The organism is Candidatus Venteria ishoeyi, assembly GCF_030378065.1.
GTDB lineage: Bacteria > Pseudomonadota > Gammaproteobacteria > Beggiatoales > Beggiatoaceae > Venteria > Venteria ishoeyi.
Map to the genome: position 1 here is coordinate 43158 of NZ_JAUCGJ010000027.1, position 17287 is coordinate 60444.

Annotated in this window: 15 protein-coding genes; 12 read left to right on the forward strand and 3 right to left on the reverse strand. The window is 45.0% G+C overall.

Translation table 11 applies throughout. The features are described 5' to 3' along the window. Positions 1–42 precede the first annotated feature (42 nt). Both gspJ and QUF61_RS10620 read right to left on the reverse strand, forming a co-directional pair. Positions 43–729, reverse strand: coding sequence for a type II secretion system minor pseudopilin GspJ (gene gspJ / locus QUF61_RS10615; RefSeq protein ID WP_103921126.1), 687 nt, complete (start codon positions 727–729; stop codon positions 43–45). Beyond that, a complete protein-coding gene (locus QUF61_RS10620; protein WP_289681639.1) occupies positions 729–1400 on the reverse strand; it encodes a c-type cytochrome in 672 nt (223 codons plus the stop codon). The genes gspJ and QUF61_RS10620 overlap by 1 nt, the downstream gene beginning before the upstream one ends. A 123-nt stretch (positions 1401–1523) precedes the next feature. On the opposite strand from QUF61_RS10620, the gene QUF61_RS10625 reads away from it, so the two are divergent. After that, positions 1524–3092 carry a hybrid sensor histidine kinase/response regulator gene (locus QUF61_RS10625; protein WP_289681640.1) on the forward strand — a complete coding sequence of 523 codons (1569 nt, stop codon included), beginning with the start codon at positions 1524–1526 and terminating at the stop codon, positions 3090–3092. Positions 3093–3306: 214 nt separating this feature from the next. On the opposite strand, the gene QUF61_RS10630 is transcribed toward QUF61_RS10625, so the two are convergent. Beyond that, complete coding sequence (locus tag QUF61_RS10630) at positions 3307–5412, reverse strand: TonB-dependent copper receptor (RefSeq protein ID WP_103921123.1); 2106 nt, start codon at positions 5410–5412, stop codon at positions 3307–3309. A gap of 430 nt (positions 5413–5842) precedes the next feature. Here QUF61_RS10630 and QUF61_RS10635 point away from each other — a divergent pair, with 430 nt between their 5' ends. The 11 genes from QUF61_RS10635 to QUF61_RS10685 all read left to right on the forward strand — a co-directional run bounded on the left by QUF61_RS10635 (position 5843) and on the right by QUF61_RS10685 (position 17180). Continuing rightward, on the forward strand, positions 5843–6586 hold the full coding sequence (locus tag QUF61_RS10635; RefSeq protein WP_103921122.1) for a sulfite exporter TauE/SafE family protein: 744 nt from the start codon (positions 5843–5845) through the stop codon (positions 6584–6586). Between the two features lie 5 nt (positions 6587–6591). Further along, the gene (locus QUF61_RS10640) at positions 6592–7548 is read left to right on the forward strand and encodes a sigma-54 interaction domain-containing protein (protein ID WP_289681641.1); all 957 of its coding nucleotides are present in this window, start codon (positions 6592–6594) and stop codon (positions 7546–7548) included. A gap of 88 nt (positions 7549–7636) precedes the next feature. Next, positions 7637–8446: an ABC transporter permease gene (locus QUF61_RS10645; protein ID WP_289681642.1), complete on the forward strand. Its 810-nt coding sequence runs from the start codon at positions 7637–7639 to the stop codon at positions 8444–8446. Further along, on the forward strand, positions 8446–9213 hold the full coding sequence (locus QUF61_RS10650; protein WP_289681644.1) for an ATP-binding cassette domain-containing protein: 768 nt from the start codon (positions 8446–8448) through the stop codon (positions 9211–9213). Before QUF61_RS10645 ends, QUF61_RS10650 begins: the two co-directional genes overlap by 1 nt. Before the next feature lie 118 nt (positions 9214–9331). Continuing rightward, the gene (gene rpe / locus QUF61_RS10655) at positions 9332–10003 is read left to right on the forward strand and encodes a ribulose-phosphate 3-epimerase (RefSeq protein WP_103921118.1); all 672 of its coding nucleotides are present in this window, start codon (positions 9332–9334) and stop codon (positions 10001–10003) included. A 164-nt stretch (positions 10004–10167) separates the two neighbouring features. After that, the gene (locus tag QUF61_RS10660) at positions 10168–10833 is read left to right on the forward strand and encodes a phosphoglycolate phosphatase (protein WP_103921117.1); all 666 of its coding nucleotides are present in this window, start codon (positions 10168–10170) and stop codon (positions 10831–10833) included. A 116-nt stretch (positions 10834–10949) separates the two neighbouring features. Continuing rightward, entirely contained in the window at positions 10950–12458 is a 1509-nt protein-coding gene (gene trpE / locus QUF61_RS10665) for an anthranilate synthase component I (protein WP_103921140.1), read from the forward strand. Between the two features lie 20 nt (positions 12459–12478). Continuing rightward, positions 12479–13069 carry an anthranilate synthase component II gene (locus tag QUF61_RS10670; RefSeq protein WP_103921116.1) on the forward strand — a complete coding sequence of 197 codons (591 nt, stop codon included), beginning with the start codon at positions 12479–12481 and terminating at the stop codon, positions 13067–13069. A 174-nt stretch (positions 13070–13243) separates the two neighbouring features. Next, positions 13244–15028 (forward strand): type IV-A pilus assembly ATPase PilB, encoded by a 1785-nt coding sequence (gene pilB / locus QUF61_RS10675; RefSeq protein ID WP_177428544.1) that lies wholly within the window; start codon positions 13244–13246, stop codon positions 15026–15028. Between the two features lie 23 nt (positions 15029–15051). Then, positions 15052–16299 carry a type II secretion system F family protein gene (locus tag QUF61_RS10680; RefSeq protein ID WP_103921115.1) on the forward strand — a complete coding sequence of 416 codons (1248 nt, stop codon included), beginning with the start codon at positions 15052–15054 and terminating at the stop codon, positions 16297–16299. 329 nt (positions 16300–16628) lie between these two features. Beyond that, the gene (locus QUF61_RS10685) at positions 16629–17180 is read left to right on the forward strand and encodes a hypothetical protein (protein ID WP_289681646.1); all 552 of its coding nucleotides are present in this window, start codon (positions 16629–16631) and stop codon (positions 17178–17180) included. Positions 17181–17287: the final 107 nt, after the last annotated feature.

Consider the following 17287-nt stretch of genomic DNA (forward strand, 5'->3'; position numbering starts at 1 on the left):
TGGTATTTACATCAAAAGGAAAAAGGAAAAAAACCCACCATTCTATTTGAAACTGTTTACAAGCTCAAATAACCAGCGTAATTTACCCCAGGCAGTCACTGATAATTGCACCTCAACCGCATTTAATTGTAGTTGAGTATTGTTTACAGATAAGGGTTTTAATGGTGGCCATTGCACATGCCAATTGCCCTGCTGATCCAGATAGCGCAATTGTAAATTTTCAACTGCATTCAACAGCACAATACGTTGTTTTTGGGTATTTTGCGCAGCATCCAGCACAGGCCAGCTTTCGCGATATAAAACCTGCTCTTCCAGTTGCCAGCGCAAACGTTGTAAATGGCTTTGTTTACGTCTGAGTGGATTAGCGCGTCCAGTGCGGGTCAGGCTCAATTGTTGTGGCATACCAACTAATGCTGCCAGCTTATCACCATGCGGATCACGCACCGAACGTCCGGTATATTGTTCAATATCCAGGGCCATACGGGTAAAAGTATGTTGCAATGCTGCCAGTTGCTCACTTTGCTGACGCAGTATTACATCGGCTTTTAATATGTTATTTAAAGCGGCATAAGCCATGCTGGCCATAATGGAGAAAATAGCGAGCGCAACCAGGAGTTCGAGTAAAGTAAAGCCGCACTGAGTAAAGTGCCGTGTTGCATTGGGAGAAGTAGAGCGTTTTATTGAACAAACGGAAAATACTAATCGCTTTTCCGCTTGTTCAATAAGCATTATTGTGCAGCAGGCGTAGTCACTGGAGCAGGTGTTGCAATCGCATCAGCCGCTGGCGCAGAGGTTGTAGCAGGTGCAGCTTCTACTTCTGGTGCAGCTTCTGGTACTGGCGCTGCTTCTGGTACTGCTTCTGGTACAGATGCCGCAGCAATAGGGGCCGATGCTGGTTTTTCTTCTGCAACAGGTGCTGCAACAGGTGCTGCAACAGGTGCTGCATCAGTTGTTTGCCCTGTCATTAACTCAATAATTGCTTTAATCTCAGCCTCTGATGCCGTGCTGCCGCCACGAGGTGGCATCGCGCCCTTACCTTTGATTGCGCTGGCTACCAATGCATCAATACCATTGGCTAAACGTGGTGCCCAAGCCGCAGCATCACCGCGTTTTGGAGATTCCAGCAGTCCTGTTGAATGGCAGGCTGCGCACACAGCGGTATAAAGATCTTCAGGCGTCTTCGGTGCAGTGTCAGCAACAGGGGCGGCGACAGCAGGAACTTTACCAATATTAACCTGTCCAACTGGTGCAATACGCTCTTGAACCAGAACCTGATTTACCGCAGAATTTTCTGTCTCTGGAATCAGTGCGCCAGCAGCATAAATCAGGACAATAATCAGCAAAATAAATCCGAGTAAGATCAGACCAAAGTTTTTCATGGCATCGTCTTGTTGGCTCATGATCAAGTTCCCCTATTAAGAATAAAATGGAAAAATGGGTTAATATACTTTAACAAAGCAAGAAATTATAGCATAAAATCCAGTTAACATAGCGGTCTGAAAAGCATAGGCACCATAACGTATATGTCTGAATTACTCCATCCTCATATTGCCATCCTTTATATTGATGCAGATACTATATATTGTGATTATTTTTTATCTCATTTCTCGGATGAGTATCGTGTATTCACAGCCTCTTCAATACAAGAGGCCTTAACTCATATTCAACAACAGCCAATACGCATCATTTTTTCAACCCTGAATTTAGTCAGCCCGATATTCAGTCACTTACTCACTAACCATGCAGCAAAGAATATTGAATGGATTATTCGTCATCCTGAAACTGTCAAAAATACAGCACAGCTGAAAAAAATTCCTGGTTATCCCTCCTTTTATCACCATTGTCAGCTTGACGCGCACCCAGATACTTTACGTGCAATTCTCCGCCATGCGCTGGATCGACAACGATTGCAACTGGAAAATCGTTTATTGCGGCAAAATCTGCAACAAACACAGTGTTTATTACAAAAAAATAAACAATATAAACAAATTGAAGAAGAAATTAAGTATCTTAATACTGAATTGGAACAACGGGTATTAAAGCGCACAGTCCAATTAGAGGAAGCCAGAGAAGAGGCCTGCGCCAGTAATCGTGAGTTAAGAACCGTATTAAACACACTTAAGCTGGCACAAGATGAACTGGTTCAGTCTGAAAAAATGGTGATTTTAGGCCAATTAATTGCTGGTGTGGCTCATGAAATTAATACGCCATTAGCAGCAATTCGTTCAGCAATTGAACATATCCATAGCTTTATCCATAAAGACTTCATCCGCTTACCGAGTTTCTTTCGCGCCTTATCACAACCCCAGAAAAATGATTTTATGATTTTGCTCAAGCAACTCAATAATACTCAAAAACACCTATCCAGTCGGGAAAAACGCCAGAAAAAACATCAATTACAACAAGTTTTACAAGAAAAAAATGTTGTGCAACCAGAGAAACTTGCCAAACAATTGCTCAGTTTAGGTATTACCCAATACCAGGAGAATCTGGTATCTATTTTACAAGGCATCGAAAACCAGGAAATTTTATCCTGGATAATTCAGCTTAAAACCATACAAAAGAGCACCACAACCATTCACATGGCTGCTGAACGTGCCAACAAAGTGATATTTGCCCTGAAAACCTTCGCCCGTCATGATACCAATGGGGAAAAACAAACCTGTAATATCATCGAAGGTATTGAAAATGTGTTGACACTCTATGATCATCAATTAAAATCAACAGTTGAAGTCAAACGCCATTATCAGACCATTCCTCGACTCATGGCTTACCCGGATGAACTCAATCAGGTATGGACCAATTTGCTGCACAATGCCTTGCAGGCGATGGAATTTAACGGCATTTTGAAAATTACCGTACAAGCGCTGAAAACTGGTATAGAAGTTTGTTTTGAGGATAATGGTTGCGGTATTCCAGAAGATGTATATCCCCATATTTTTGAGCCTTTTTTCTCAACTAAACCGAAAGGAGAGGGAACGGGACTGGGTTTGGATATTGCTCAAAAAATTATTAATAAACATAATGGGGAAATTCATGTTGAAAGCCAACCGGGAAAAACCGTATTTCAGGTCGTACTGCCATTCAATTAAAATTTCACAGTATTTATTTTCTAGCTTTCACTGCTAATGGCGACAAAGTTAGCCTTTGCACCTTTGCGGGAGGTATAAAAAATTGCCGAGTCAGAAACAGGTGACGGATTTATGACCAAGGCTTAGAGGCATACTGCATATCCTCCTGCGCAGATAAGTTCCAACGCTGGTGAACCAGCACTGGATACCTGCCTGCGCAGCAGGTTAAGGCTTCTTAGAAATCCAGACTCATGCGCATCCAGACGCTGCGACCCGGTTCATTAACCCGCAAAGCTTCCGGGCTGAAAGGATCGCTGTTGGCACGATTGACATGATAGGCAAACGCCTTATCCAGCAGGTTATCCACGCCTAAGCTAACTTTTAACGCAGGTTTGAAAGTATAACGTCCATACAGATCCAATACTGCAAACTCTGGCGATTCACCGGCATCCTGACCGCTGCCCGTCATGCTGTTATCATCAATCCGGGTTTGTTTGGCGGCAAAGCGGATGCCACCGCCCAGTTCCATATTGGCAGTGAGATAAGTTAGTTTCAGATTACCTTCCAGTGGCGGGGTCTGGGCAATGGCGCGATCATCAGTGGTATTTTGCGCATGTACATAACTCAGATCAAAATCACTGCGCCAATTCCGGCTCCAGTTTACGCTGGTATTCAGCTCGAAACCATAAAAACGGGCATCAATATTACGATAAATCGTGGCATTATCCGCCAGTAAGATACCGTCTTGTCCGTGTGCGCGATCACGCAGGATAAAATCCTGACTGTCATCCATATACACAGAAGTTGCCACATGCCAGCGCCCACTATCCCAGTTCAGTCCCAGTTCCAGTTGATGATGAACTTCAGGATTCAGGCCAGGATTACCAACCCAGCGCATTGCCGCCATTGAATTATTGGAGGCAATATAAGCTTCTGTGGCATCGGGGGTGCGTACACTGCGGCTGAGCGTGGCAAACAAGACAGTCTGCTTGGACAGGTTATATTCATAAGCAGCAAAACCGCCCACTTGATGTTTGCTTGTTTTCTCCGCCTGAACGCCATAATATTTTTGATACAAATTATTGGCGCTGACGCCGCCTGCGGCTTTGTGATGTGCAATTTTGGCCTGAGATTCCGCGTAATCATAACGCAGACCGGCTTTTAACAGGCTTTGTGCGCCCAGAGATTTATCCAGAGACAGGAATAAACCACTTTGACTGATATTGACATCAGGCCATAACAGCCCTTGCAACATGCTCGGTGTCATATTGGGTTTGCCCATAAAACGTGGGGCATTGCGCTGATTATGCTGGTAATCCATGCCCAGTGTCCATAAGCCTTGTTCATGCTGGCCTAAAGTAACTTTTAATTTACCGCCACTGGTTTTTGAAGTGGAAGGCACGCGCATTTTCATTGGTGCAGAAAGTGGACGCAGAGAATAGTTATCCATAACGTGCGCCACATCTGAATAATAAATAGAACTGTGGAAGCTGTTAAAAATACCAAAATCTGCTTCACGGTTAAATTTCAAACGATAGAGATCATTTTCTGATGTGGGTGCATCCATACCTGCACCAGCATATAGCATGCCCTTGTCTTTAACGCGCTCAATGCTCACTTCCAGCAGAGTATCTTTATCTGGTGTGAATCCCAGTATCAGGTTACCCGCATCATTTTCATAGCCAGATCGCACTTCTTTGCCATTGCCATCTTCATAATTATCAGCTTCAGAGTGCTGTACAATACCGCGTATAAAGGCTTTTTCAGAACCTGTAGCCAGATCACCGTAAATATCAAAGGTATTAGAATTGGATTTAAATCCACTGTTAAACTGGCCTACCCAGGGCTTTTCCGCTGTCAGTTCCGGCGCTTTACGCTCAAACAAAACCGTGCCGCCGCTGCCGCCACCACCGTGCTCAACTGACTGCGCGCTTTTAATCACTTTGACTTCATCAAAGCTTTCAACAATGGCGTAAGCCGCTGGTGGATCCATGCGATTGGGGCAACCACCGTGTACATAAGCGCCATCTATCAGAATATTTAAACGACTTTGGCTTTGACCACGAATAATCGGGTCTAAGCCATGCCCACCCATGCGGATTGCGGACACGCCCGATAAACTGCGTAAATAATCCCCGCCATCAGCAGTTGGTGCAGCCACAGCATCAGGCGCAATGGTTAAGGGATTGACTGCGGGCAGAGCTGCTGCTTCAACGGCGATTTCCGGCAGATTTTGGGGTTCTTCGGCAAATGCCAAAGGACTTGTTATGAATGCAGCGCAATAAGCAGCGCAATAAATTGCCAGGGGTTTGCGAGGGGGGAAGTCCGCTTTATTTAGCATGTTAAAATCCTGTTCTTATAGAATTCATACTGAATTCTATGTCCTTAAAAATAGCAAATGGAAGAAACCAATGAAGTGTGATTTAAAGTGCAGCATATTCTATAGTGCGTTCTATAGTACGGGTGCAGGTTTGCAACCTGCCCCCATACGTTTCGACTTGAATCACACCCAAACATGGATGAAATAGGGGGGGGTATTCGACTTGGGGCATTCTATGGCATACTCAGATCAGCACACCCGATTGTTTCCATTCCCAGTTTTGCAAGCAATACCCCTGAAAACCGATACACCCATCAGCTATAAGGCAACTGCAATGCCAATTAATAATAGCAATGAAATTCAATCACTTAATTCAAATAAATGGACTTTGAGCTAAAAAAAACATGTTATATCCCATATTCTTACTATTCGCTATGGCATATCACACAATATGAATGATATGCTTACCCCCTCATTACTGACCGCTTTTACCGTGGGCTTGCTTAGCAGTCTGCATTGCCTGTCCATGTGTGGCAGTATTATGGGCGCATTAAGTTTTGCGCTGCCCAGCCAAACCCAGCAGCGCTGGTGGTATTTATCGGCTTATATTCTGATTTATAACATCGGTCGTATTGGCAGTTATATCATTATCGGTGCATTGCTGGGGCAAGTGAGTGAAACCCTCATAAAACAAATGTTTTTACATGATGGACATCAATTACTGAGTGTATTGACCATTGTTATGATGTTGATGATAGGCTTATACCTGGGTGGCTGGTTCAGTCAATTGGTACAGCTTGAAAAAATTGGCAAACCGATATGGCGCTACCTGGAGCCACTGGGACGGCGCTTGATGCCAGTGGATACCCTGCCTAAAGCCTTGGCTTACGGCACGGTGTGGGGTTGGATGCCCTGCGGTATTGTCTACACCATGTTGCTGATGGCAGTCACCTTGGGTAGCGCCATCGACAGCGCCTTATTTATGTTGGTGTTTGGCTTGGGCACCTTGCCAACGCTATTGGCAAGCGGTCTGTTCACCAGCCGTTTATATCATTTTGCCCGTAATCCCACGATTCGCCGCTGGATTGGTAGCTTAATCGTATTACTGGCATTAATTAGTCTGTTTTTCTGGTTTCAGCATTCACAAAATCAGGAACACGCAACACACCACCACACTATGCATACTCAGGAATAGCAGCGATGACTGACAAAATATTCAGACAACATTTACAGGGCGATTCTGCGTTATTACAACAAGTGCTGCATGCCGGACAAATGGTTGCAGGTACGGATGTCACGGTCTTGATTACTGGTGAAAGCGGTACTGGTAAAGAGCGTCTGGCGCAGGCGATTCATCAAGCCAGCAAACGCACGCATAAGCCTTTTATTGCCTTAAATTGTGCCGCAATTCCAGAAAACCTGGTTGAAGCGGAATTATTTGGTTATCGCAAAGGTGCCTTTACCGGTGCTTTGCGTGATCATCCCGGTTATATTGAACGCGCACATGAAGGCGTATTGTTCCTGGATGAAGTGGGTGAATTGCCACTGGCAACCCAGGCCAAACTGTTGCGTTTTCTGGAAATGCGCACCGTAACACGCCTTAGTGATGTGCAGCAGCGTCCGGTGGATGTGCGCATCATCGCAGCCACTAACCAGAATTTGTCAGCGCGGATGCAACAAGGTTATTTTCGCCAGGATTTATTCTACCGTTTACATGTGGTGCCGCTGGAATTACCGCCACTGCGCGAGCGTCACGGTGATGTACAGGTCTTGCTGACGCATTTTCGCCAGTTTTTTGCAAAACATTATGATTTGCCGCCACCACGTTACAGTAAATCCTGCCAACAACAACTAGAGTCCTGGGAATGGCCGGGGAATGTGCGCGAACTGCGTAATTTCTGTGAACGGATGCAGATTTTATTCAGTAATCGGGAAGTACAGCCCCAGGACTTGCCTGACACCATGCAAAGCAAAATTTCAGCATCACCGGCAGATTTTATTTTGCCAGCCAGCGGCATTAATTTTCAGGCACTGGAAGCCAGTTTGCTGGAACAGGCACTGGCAAATGCCGCAGGCAACCGTAGTCAGGCCGCACGTTTGCTGGGTTTAAGTCGGGATACTTTTTTATATCGTTTGCAGAAATATTTTAAAGCATGAATCTCCATGCGCAACGTAGATGCTCTGCTGCAAACTTATCTTTTTAGTCTAAAAATGTGTTTTTTTCGTTAAGGTGAAGCGTTTTTACTTGCGCGCCCTGCTGCGCTGGTTGTTACGCTGGCCTTTACGTTTTAGTGGTTGGCTGGGGCATCGCACAGTTAAATTATTGTTATACCTGCTGGATTTCCTTGCATTTTTTGCCAAGGTCTTATCTTCATGGCGCAGCGGGGTGATATTAGACCCCACCCGGCGTGCCGGACTACTGGATCAACTCATACATATCGGTCTTGACTCGCTGCCCGTGATCGGCCTGCTGGCTTTTGCAGTGGGTTTGAGTATTGCTTATCAAATTCTGTCAATGCTGCGCCTGGTCGGTGAACCGGGTGAAGTGGTGGCAATGCTGGTACAGATTGTGGCACTGGAAATTGGTTCTTTGCTTACCGCGATGGTGCTGGTAGGTAGAGCCACCTCTTCGATTACCATGGATTTAGGTAACATGGAATTGCGCCGGGAAATCGAAGCCGTGGAATTACTAGGCGTTGATATTTACGACTTTTTTATCACCCCCAGATTACTCGGCACGGCTTTGTCACAACTGGTGCTATCGATTTATTTTTCGCTGATTGCCTTGGTTTCCGGCATTATGGCAGGGGCGCTGCTGATTTCTCCGGGGGTGATGAATTATCTGTTGCTGCTGCCTTATGCTTTCCACCCCTTTGACGTAATGCTGTTTGTGCTAAAAAACCTGCTCTATGGCTTTATCATCGGTACAGCAGCCTGCTTTCATGCCCTGCGGGTACACCGCTCACCCGCAGAATTACTGCAACAAGCACGACAAGCTTATGCCACCAGTTTATCATTGGTGTTTTTACTTGACGGTATTATTGCATTACTCTGATGACAGAAAATAAGCCTGTACAATCGAATAAAATATTGGTGGAAGCGCGGGGTTTGGTGCCCCATGCAGAAACATCCGATATGATTCTGCCGCCCTTGGATTGTCAAATTCCCGCAGGCAGCATCACCTGTTTAATCGGTCCTTTTGGTATCGCCAAGGAAGCTTATTTACGCGCCCTGGCCTGCATTGAAGTCCCTGCCGCCGGTGAGCTGCGCCTGCTGGGCAATGCCTGCACCTATTTATCCCCTGAGCAATGGCGCGAGTTACGTCAACATGCCGTGTATATCCTGCGTGATGCGCCGTTATTATCCAGTTACAATGCTTTTCTTAATGTCATGCTGCCCGCCTTATATCATCACCTGGCCGATCATGCCCAGGTTGAAGAAAAAGCGCGACGCTTAATCCAGGAAACTGGCATTCAGTGTGATGTCAGTGTGCTGCCCGCTTATCTGGACGAATACCAGCGGCGTTGTCTGGCGATTACCCGTGGCTTGATGCTGGACCCGGATGTGCTGTTTATTGACGATACATTTCGCCAGTTAGAACATGAAGAATGCCAGTTGATGGGTAATTACCTGACTCATCTGGTAAGGGATCATGGTCTTGCCGTTGTCACTTCAACATTTGATTTAACGCTGGCTCGAAAACAGGCGGATCTGATTATTTTTCTGACCCGAAAACATATCCGTTGCTATGATAGTTGGCAGGCAATGCTGGATAGTGATGATGAAGAAGTGCATAACTTTCTATCAAACGCAATGAATTAAAATTTTACAAATCAATATTTGCAAGTACTGCATGTTTTTTTAGAATAATCACTTTTTTGCCAGGGCAGAATAAGGTAAAGTGGACGGTTTTCCCAAACTAAAACAGGAAACTTAAATCATGGCTGATTTTCATATTGCCCCTTCGATTCTCTCTGCGGATTTTGCCCGTTTGGGTGAAGAAGTCGTTAACGTGCTCGACTCAGGCGCAGATGTCGTACATTTTGATGTCATGGATAACCATTATGTACCGAATCTAACTATTGGGCCGCTGGTATGTGAAGCCTTACGCAAGCATGGCGTAACCGCGCCGATTGACGTACATCTGATGGTTAAGCCAGTGGATCGCATTATTCCTGATTTTGCAGCAGCCGGGGCCAGCTATATCACCTTTCACCCCGAAGCCAGTGAACATATTGATCGCACCTTACAACTGATTCATGAATCCGGTTGTAAATCCGGCCTGGTATTTAATCCGGCAACCCCTTTGGATTGCCTGAAACATGTCATGGACAAGGTGGATATTATTTTGCTGATGTCAGTCAATCCCGGTTTTGGTGGTCAGAAATTCATTCCGGCGACCTTGGATAAATTACGTGAAGCGCGTAAATTAATTGATGACAGCGGTTTTGATATTCGCCTGGAAATTGACGGCGGCGTGAAAGTCGATAATATCCGTGAAATTGCCGAAGCAGGCGCAGATATGTTTGTTGCCGGTTCTGCCATTTTTAATACTGATGACTATAAAGTCACCATTGATGCCATGCGCGCAGAATTAGCGAAGGCTTCTTAATCGGTGTCCAATATTTTCTACCCGATTTTAGTGACATGAACTTAAATTTGCCGCTGAATGCGCAGAAAAGCACAAAAATTTTCTGTGCATTTCTGCGTTTTCTGCGGCTTTATTAATTTCTGCATTGTTTACATTGCTTTTTAAATTAGAAATCTGGATTTTAGATGCAATTACCACAATTAATTTTAATTGATGTAGACGGCACGCTGGTGGACAGTGTGCCGGATTTAGCTTATTGCGTTGATGAGATGCAAAAGTTGATGGACATGCCTTTGCGTGGTGAAGCGGCGGTGCGCCAATGGGTGGGCAACGGCGTGCCGCGTTTGGTGGAGCGCGCCTTAAGCAATGATCTCAATGGTACCCCGGATATCGCTTTATATGATAAAGCCTACCCGATTTTCCTGGAAATTTATCAGGATAATGTCAGTAAACGCAGTTGTTTATATCCCGGCGTGAAACAAGGTCTGGAATGGCTGAAAGCACAAAATTTGCATATGGGTTGTATTACCAATAAAGCGGCGCGGTTTACCGAACCTTTATTGAAAGACCTGGGGGTTGCAGATTATTTCAATATTATTATTTCTGGTGATACCCTGCCCAGGAAAAAACCTGATCCCATGCCTTTATTACATGGTGCTGAGTTTTTTAGCGTAAAACCCAAAGATTCAATCATGCTGGGCGATTCAGTCAGTGATGTCAAAGCCGCGCGGGCCGCAGGCTTTGGTATTATCTGTATGAGTTATGGTTATAACCACGGTGAAGACATTAATCTGGCCAATCCTGATGTTGTAATTGACAGTTTTACCCAACTGCCAGATGTATTATCATAAACTGTCATTGTATTGTAGAGACGTAGCAATGCTACGTCTTTACGTTTCCAGCTTGGCATAATACGGAGTAAATTGTGCATTCCGCGACTTCTTTGTCCTCACCTTTGTCATCAGCGCTGTCTCCAGAGGCGTTTCAGCAATTGGCAGCGCAAGGTTATAACCGCATTCCCTTGATGCGGGAAATCCTGGCCGATCTGGATACGCCGCTGAGCGCTTATATGAAACTGACCCAAAACCCGGCAATGCAGAATGTGGGAGGCAAGTATTCATATCTGTTGGAATCCGTACAGGGTGGGGAAAAATGGGGCCGCTATTCCATGATTGGGCTTTCTGCCCAGCATGTGTTAAAAATTCATGAGCACCGGGTACAGGTTTTTGTTGATGGAAAATTGACAGAAGAAACCCAGGCCAAGGATCCTCTGGCTTGGGTGGAACAATTCCAACAGCGCTTTAAAGTACCGGAACTTGCAGACTTACCCCGTTTTACCGGAGGCTTGGTCGGCTATTTTGGCTATGACACGATTCGTTATATCGAACCGCGTCTGGACAAGGTGCAACACCCCGATCCACTGCAAACACCGGATATTTTGCTGATGCTCTCTGAAGAGGTCGTGGTATTTGACAACCTCAGCGGCAAATTGTATTTAATAGTCCATGCCGACCCGGCAATAGCGCAGGCTTTTGATTCGGCGCAGCAACGTTTGAATGAATTGGTCACGCAATTACAATCACCCTTGTTACATGCAGTGGTTGAGGTATCCGAACAAAATACTGTGCAGGAAAGTGATTTTGTTTCCGGTTTTACTCAACCCGGTTATGAACAGGCGGTTGCCAAGTCAAAACAATATATTGTTGATGGCGATATTATGCAGGTGGTGTTATCACAGCGTCTGTCTATTCCACTGTCAGCGCCACCGCTGGATGTCTACCGGGTACTGCGTTGCTTAAATCCTTCGCCTTATCTATATTATCTGGATCTGGATGATTTTCATATTGTGGGGTCATCCCCTGAAATTCTGGCACGCTTGGAAGATCGGGAAGTGGTAGTACGTCCGATTGCCGGAACCCGACCGCGTGGCGCGGATGAAACAGAAGATAAAGCGTTAGAGCAGGATTTGCTGGCTGATCCAAAAGAACTGGCTGAGCATTTAATGTTGATAGATTTAGGCCGCAATGATGTCGGGCGTGTTGCAGATATTGGCAGTGTTGAATTGACAGATAAAATGATTATTGAGCGTTATTCTCATGTCATGCATATTGTCTCTAATGTCACCGGACAATTAAAAGACGGTTTGTCAGCCATTGATGTATTACGCGCAACTTTTCCCGCAGGCACCTTATCCGGCGCGCCTAAAATTCGGGCAATGGAAATCATTGATGAATTTGAACCGGTCAAACGCGGCGTATATGGGGGTGCGGTGGGCTATCTGGCCTGGAATGGCGATATGGATACGGCAATAGCAATTCGTACTGCCGTGATAAAGGAAGGCCATTTGCATATTCAGGCCGGTGCAGGCATAGTCGCAGACTCTATACCACAAAATGAATGGGAAGAAACCCTAAATAAGGCACGAGCCATGTTTCGCGCAGTAGAGTGGGCGGAAGCCGGTTTGCATACCCTTTAAGGAAAAGGAAACTGACTCCTATGCTGTTAATGATCGACAATTATGATTCATTTACCTACAATCTGGTGCAATACTTTGGCGAACTGAACGTTGACGTTCAGGTGTATCGCAATGATCAGATTAGCGTAGCGGAAATTGAACGGCTTAAACCACAACATTTAGTGATTTCTCCCGGGCCTTGCACCCCCAATGAAGCGGGGGTTTCAGTCGATGCCATTCGCCAGTTTGCCGGAAAAATTCCGATTCTGGGCGTTTGCCTGGGTCATCAAAGTATTGGTCAGGCATTTGGTGCTAAAATTGTGCATGCTCACGCCATTATGCATGGAAAAACTTCAAAAATTTATCATAATAATAATAGTGTCTTTACTGATTTAAGTCATCCTTTTCAGGCAACCCGCTATCACTCTCTGGTAATTGAGCAGGAAACCCTGCCAGACTGCCTGGAAATCACTGCCTGGTGTGGCACGCCAAGTGGCGATAACAAGGTTGAAGAAATTATGGGCATACAACATAAAACATTAGCGGTGGCAGGTGTGCAATTTCACCCTGAATCCATCTTGACTGAGCATGGTCATCAACTGCTGAAAAATTTTATTCATTTGACCTGCTGATTTGACAGGTGAACTTAATCTGAGTTCGGTTTCGGCTTTTTTCAGCCTGAAATCCATATAAAAAAGTGATGCGTCAGGCTGGAAACCGCCAAAACCTTACTTATTGATTGAGAAACAAGCAGTTTTGCGCGGGATAATATGAAAAAAACTTATCCCAAATGAGGTTGAATTTATATGGCAACGGCTTCTCCTAAAATTATACTGGGTGGACTGGCACGTAAGCTGGTCGTTGACGGCCTGTTGGAAGAACCTGTCGCACAACAGGCGTTTCAGAGTGCGCGTGACAAAAACCAGGCTTTTGTCAATTATGTGGTTGAACAAAAACTGGTTGACAGTGGCGATCTGGCACATGCCGCTGCCCAAGAGTTCGGTGTACCACTACTGGATATCGAAGAAATTGAGCAAGACCAGGATATTATTAACCTGGTTAAATTAGATCTGCTGAAAAAACATCAGGTACTTCCCATCCATCAACGCGGTAAACATTTGTTTGTCGCCATTGCCGACCCAACAAACTTTCAAGCCCTGGATGATATTAAATTCCACGTCAATATGGCGACTGAAGCCATTTTGGTGGATCAGGAAAAACTCGCTAAAATCATTGAAAAACTCGTTGAAGCCGCAGAATCCGTCATGGACGGCATGGATGATGAGGACCTTGATGGGTTTGGTGACGAAGCCGAAGAACAAGAAGAAAAAAAACCGGAAGAAGACGATACAGAAAGCGATGCCCCGGTGGTGGTATTCGTCCGCAAAATGTTGCTTAACGCCATTAAGGTCGGTGCATCGGATTTACACTTTGAACCTTATGAAAAATTTTACCGGGTACGTTACCGGATTGATGGTGTATTACGGGAAATAGCTAAAGCCCCGCTAAGCCTGGCGGGTAAAATTGCTGCGCGTATCAAGGTCATGTCCCGTCTGGATGTATCGGAACGCCGCGTACCTCAGGATGGTCGCATCAAGCTGAAGCTTTCCAGAACCAAATCTATCGATTTTCGTGTCAGTACCTGCCCGACCTTGTTTGGGGAAAAAACCGTGATGCGAATCCTGGATTCTTCTGCCGCAGCTTTGAATATTGAACAACTCGGTTATGAGCCGGAACAAAAACAGCTTTATCTGGATGCCTTGAGTAATCCTTACGGCATGATCCTGGTTACAGGGCCTACCGGTAGTGGTAAAACCGTTTCCTTGTACACCGGAATTAATATTCTTAACACCGAAGGCGTGAATATTTCCACCGCAGAAGATCCGGTGGAAATCAACCTGCCCGGTGTTAATCAGGTACAGATTGATGAAAAAACCGGCATGTCTTTTGATAAGGCATTGAAAGCTTTTCTGCGTCAGGATCCTGATATTATTCTGGTGGGAGAAATTCGAGATATTACCACCGGTGGGATTGCGATTAAAGCGGCTTCTACGGGGCATTTGGTGATGGCGACCCTGCATACTAATGATGCACCACAAACCGTCACCCGTATGATTGACATGGGCATTAAGCCTTTTGCGATTGCCACAGCCGTTAACCTGATCATGGCGCAACGTCTGGCGCGGCGTTTATGCAAACATTGTAAACGCAAAGTGACGGTAACTGACAATATTGCCAGTACAGGAAAAGATCGTTATATCGTCTATAAAAATAGTTTATTAGAAGAAGGCTTTGCAGAAGAAGTTGTCGCGGAATTCATGCAGGACAGCCCAGACTCCAGAACGCTTTATGATGTCAATCCTGAGGGCTGCGACCATTGCTCCAGTGGTTTTAAGGGACGTGTCGGTATTTATCAGGTGATGCCGGTATCAGAAAAAATGAAACGCTTAATTATTGACGGCTCAAACTCAATGGAACTGGCTGATCAGGCAGCAGAAGAAGGCATTCCTGATTTACGTATTTCCGGCTTAAAAAAAGTTGCTGATGGCTTGACCTGCATGGAAGAAGTCAACCGCGTCACACTGGAATAAAGGTTTGAATAAGGGGAATTACAATGGCAGCTAAAAACAAAAAAAGGGCAAGTGGACCTCAAGCAATTGTTTTTGTATGGGAAGGCAAAAACCGCTCAGGCCAAAAAACCAAAGGTGAAAAATCGGGTACCAGCGAGGCGATGGTGCGCGCCTTGTTGCGGCGGGAAGGCATTACCCCCGGCAAGGTCAAAAAAAAATCCAAACCACTATTTGGTGAAGGTTTTGGTGGGGGCGGCACTATTACCACCGCTGATATTTCTATTTTTGCCCGTCAGTTAGCCACCATGATGGCTTCAGGCGTACCCCTGATTCAAGCTTTTGAAATCGTCGGGCAAGGCCATGATAACCCCGCCATGCGCAAATTGATTTATGAAATTAAAAATGATGTTGAAGCGGGGGGAACGCTGGCTGAAGCCCTGCGCAAACACCCTGATCAATTTGACACCTTGTTCTGTAATCTGGTTGAGGCGGGAGAACAGGCCGGTATTCTTGAAGACTTGTTAGGCAAAATTGCAAGTTACAAAGAAAAAAGCGAAGGCATGAAAAAGAAAATCAAAAAAGCCCTGGGTTATCCCATTGCAGTATTGATTGTTGCGTTTGTCATTACTGCAATTTTGATGATTTTTGTAGTACCGGTTTTTGCTGATCTGTTTATGGGTTTTGGCGCGGCCTTGCCTGCGCCCACGCAGTTTATCATGATGCTTTCCAATGCCTTTGTAGCCTATTGGTATCTTATTTTTGGTTCCATAATTGGTCTGGTGATGGCATTTAAGCAGGCCAAAAAACGTATTACACCCTTTCGACACATGACTGAGCGGCTTTCCTTAAAGCTGCCCTTGTTTGGTGAGATTCTGACCAAATCCGCGATTGCGCGTTTTGCCAGAACCTTAGCTACCATGTTTGCCGCCGGTACACCACTGGTTGAATCTATGGACTCTGTTGCAGGCGCAACTGGCAATATCGTCTATGTTGAAGCCTTGCTGAAAGTCAAAGAGGAAGTTTCTGCCGGGACTGGCTTAGCTGTCAGCTTACGGGATACCGGCGTATTTCCTAATATGGTAATCCAAATGGTTGCCATTGGTGAAGAATCCGGTTCAATTGATGCCATGTTAAGTAAAGTCGCTGACTTTTATGAAGAAGAAGTTGATAATCTGGTGGAAATGCTTAGTAGTTTGATGGAACCGATGATCATGGCCTTTCTCGGGGTGGTTATCGGTGGGCTGGTAGTTGCGATGTACCTGCCTATTTTCCAGATGGGTTCTGTTATTTAGAAAAAGTTTCTCCCTCATTCCCAATCTCCAGATTGGGAATGCAGACCTTGCAAGCTCCAGCTTGCCGGGAAATAATTACTATACTTCCTTAAGGAGTGAGGATGAAATAAATGCAGAAACTGGGCACAGGATTTTTATTCATTTTCAAGGCGTGAAAACAGGCGCATAGCAAGCTATGTAACTGTTTTCACAACGCAGAAAATGGAGGAAAAGACCAGCCAAGTTGCTGAAGTTATAAAATTCTCACTCCTAAGCACCTAGATAACTAAAAAATGCCCAAACAAATATTCAAAAAAGGGAAAAGATATACTTTTAGCGACTATTTTGACATGGGTAATCCAACCCAGGAAATTATTTCGGCATTAGGTTATGCCTTTGCAACACAAACACTGACATTACCCAGAGAAACAACTGAAAAAGAAAAAATAGACACACCGTTAATTGCAGATTTAAGAGATGCCTATTATACCCTGATACCAAAAATCTCTATCAATTCGGAAATTGCCAAAAGGGAATTAATGATTGCACCGATACTTTATGCGGTAATGAGAAGCGTAGATGCGCGACTGGATGTTGAGTACCCGGTTGATGTGGATGAAAAATTAAGCGGTTTGATTGACTATTTTTTTCGTGCAAAAAAAGAGTTGATTGTTATTGAAGCCAAAAAAGGGGATTTGGAAAAAGGTTTTAATCAATTGGCGGCTGAAATGATTGCAATTGACAAATATGAGGAAGATACTGTACCCAGCTTGTTATATGGTGCTATCAGCATCGGTGAAGTCTGGCGCTTTGCCGTCTTGGAACGTAACAACAAAAAACTCATTAAAGGTAACCGTTCAGACCCCCAAAGAAAATATTGTGTATCAGAACAATTTATGTAACAGTATAAAGCATAATCATTCAGGTTCTCACATAGCATATGACTCTCAGTGACAACGATTTACAGCAGATAAACGAAGACTGGCTTCGCGAACGGACGAAGAAAGAG

Coding starts and splice junctions, on each gene's coding strand:
- QUF61_RS10650 (WP_289681644.1), top strand. CDS start 8,446: ATGACAGAAAATAAGCCTGTACAATCGAATAAAATATTGGTGGAAGCG.
- QUF61_RS10625 (WP_289681640.1), top strand. CDS start 1,524: ATGTCTGAATTACTCCATCCTCATATTGCCATCCTTTATATTGATGCA.
- QUF61_RS10620 (WP_289681639.1), bottom strand. CDS start 1,400: ATGAGCCAACAAGACGATGCCATGAAAAACTTTGGTCTGATCTTACTC.
- QUF61_RS10635 (WP_103921122.1), top strand. CDS start 5,843: ATGAATGATATGCTTACCCCCTCATTACTGACCGCTTTTACCGTGGGC.
- QUF61_RS10660 (WP_103921117.1), top strand. CDS start 10,168: ATGCAATTACCACAATTAATTTTAATTGATGTAGACGGCACGCTGGTG.
- rpe (WP_103921118.1), top strand. CDS start 9,332: ATGGCTGATTTTCATATTGCCCCTTCGATTCTCTCTGCGGATTTTGCC.
- QUF61_RS10640 (WP_289681641.1), top strand. CDS start 6,592: ATGACTGACAAAATATTCAGACAACATTTACAGGGCGATTCTGCGTTA.
- QUF61_RS10680 (WP_103921115.1), top strand. CDS start 15,052: ATGGCAGCTAAAAACAAAAAAAGGGCAAGTGGACCTCAAGCAATTGTT.
- pilB (WP_177428544.1), top strand. CDS start 13,244: ATGGCAACGGCTTCTCCTAAAATTATACTGGGTGGACTGGCACGTAAG.
- QUF61_RS10630 (WP_103921123.1), bottom strand. CDS start 5,412: ATGCTAAATAAAGCGGACTTCCCCCCTCGCAAACCCCTGGCAATTTAT.
- gspJ (WP_103921126.1), bottom strand. CDS start 729: ATGCTTATTGAACAAGCGGAAAAGCGATTAGTATTTTCCGTTTGTTCA.
- QUF61_RS10685 (WP_289681646.1), top strand. CDS start 16,629: ATGGGTAATCCAACCCAGGAAATTATTTCGGCATTAGGTTATGCCTTT.
- QUF61_RS10670 (WP_103921116.1), top strand. CDS start 12,479: ATGCTGTTAATGATCGACAATTATGATTCATTTACCTACAATCTGGTG.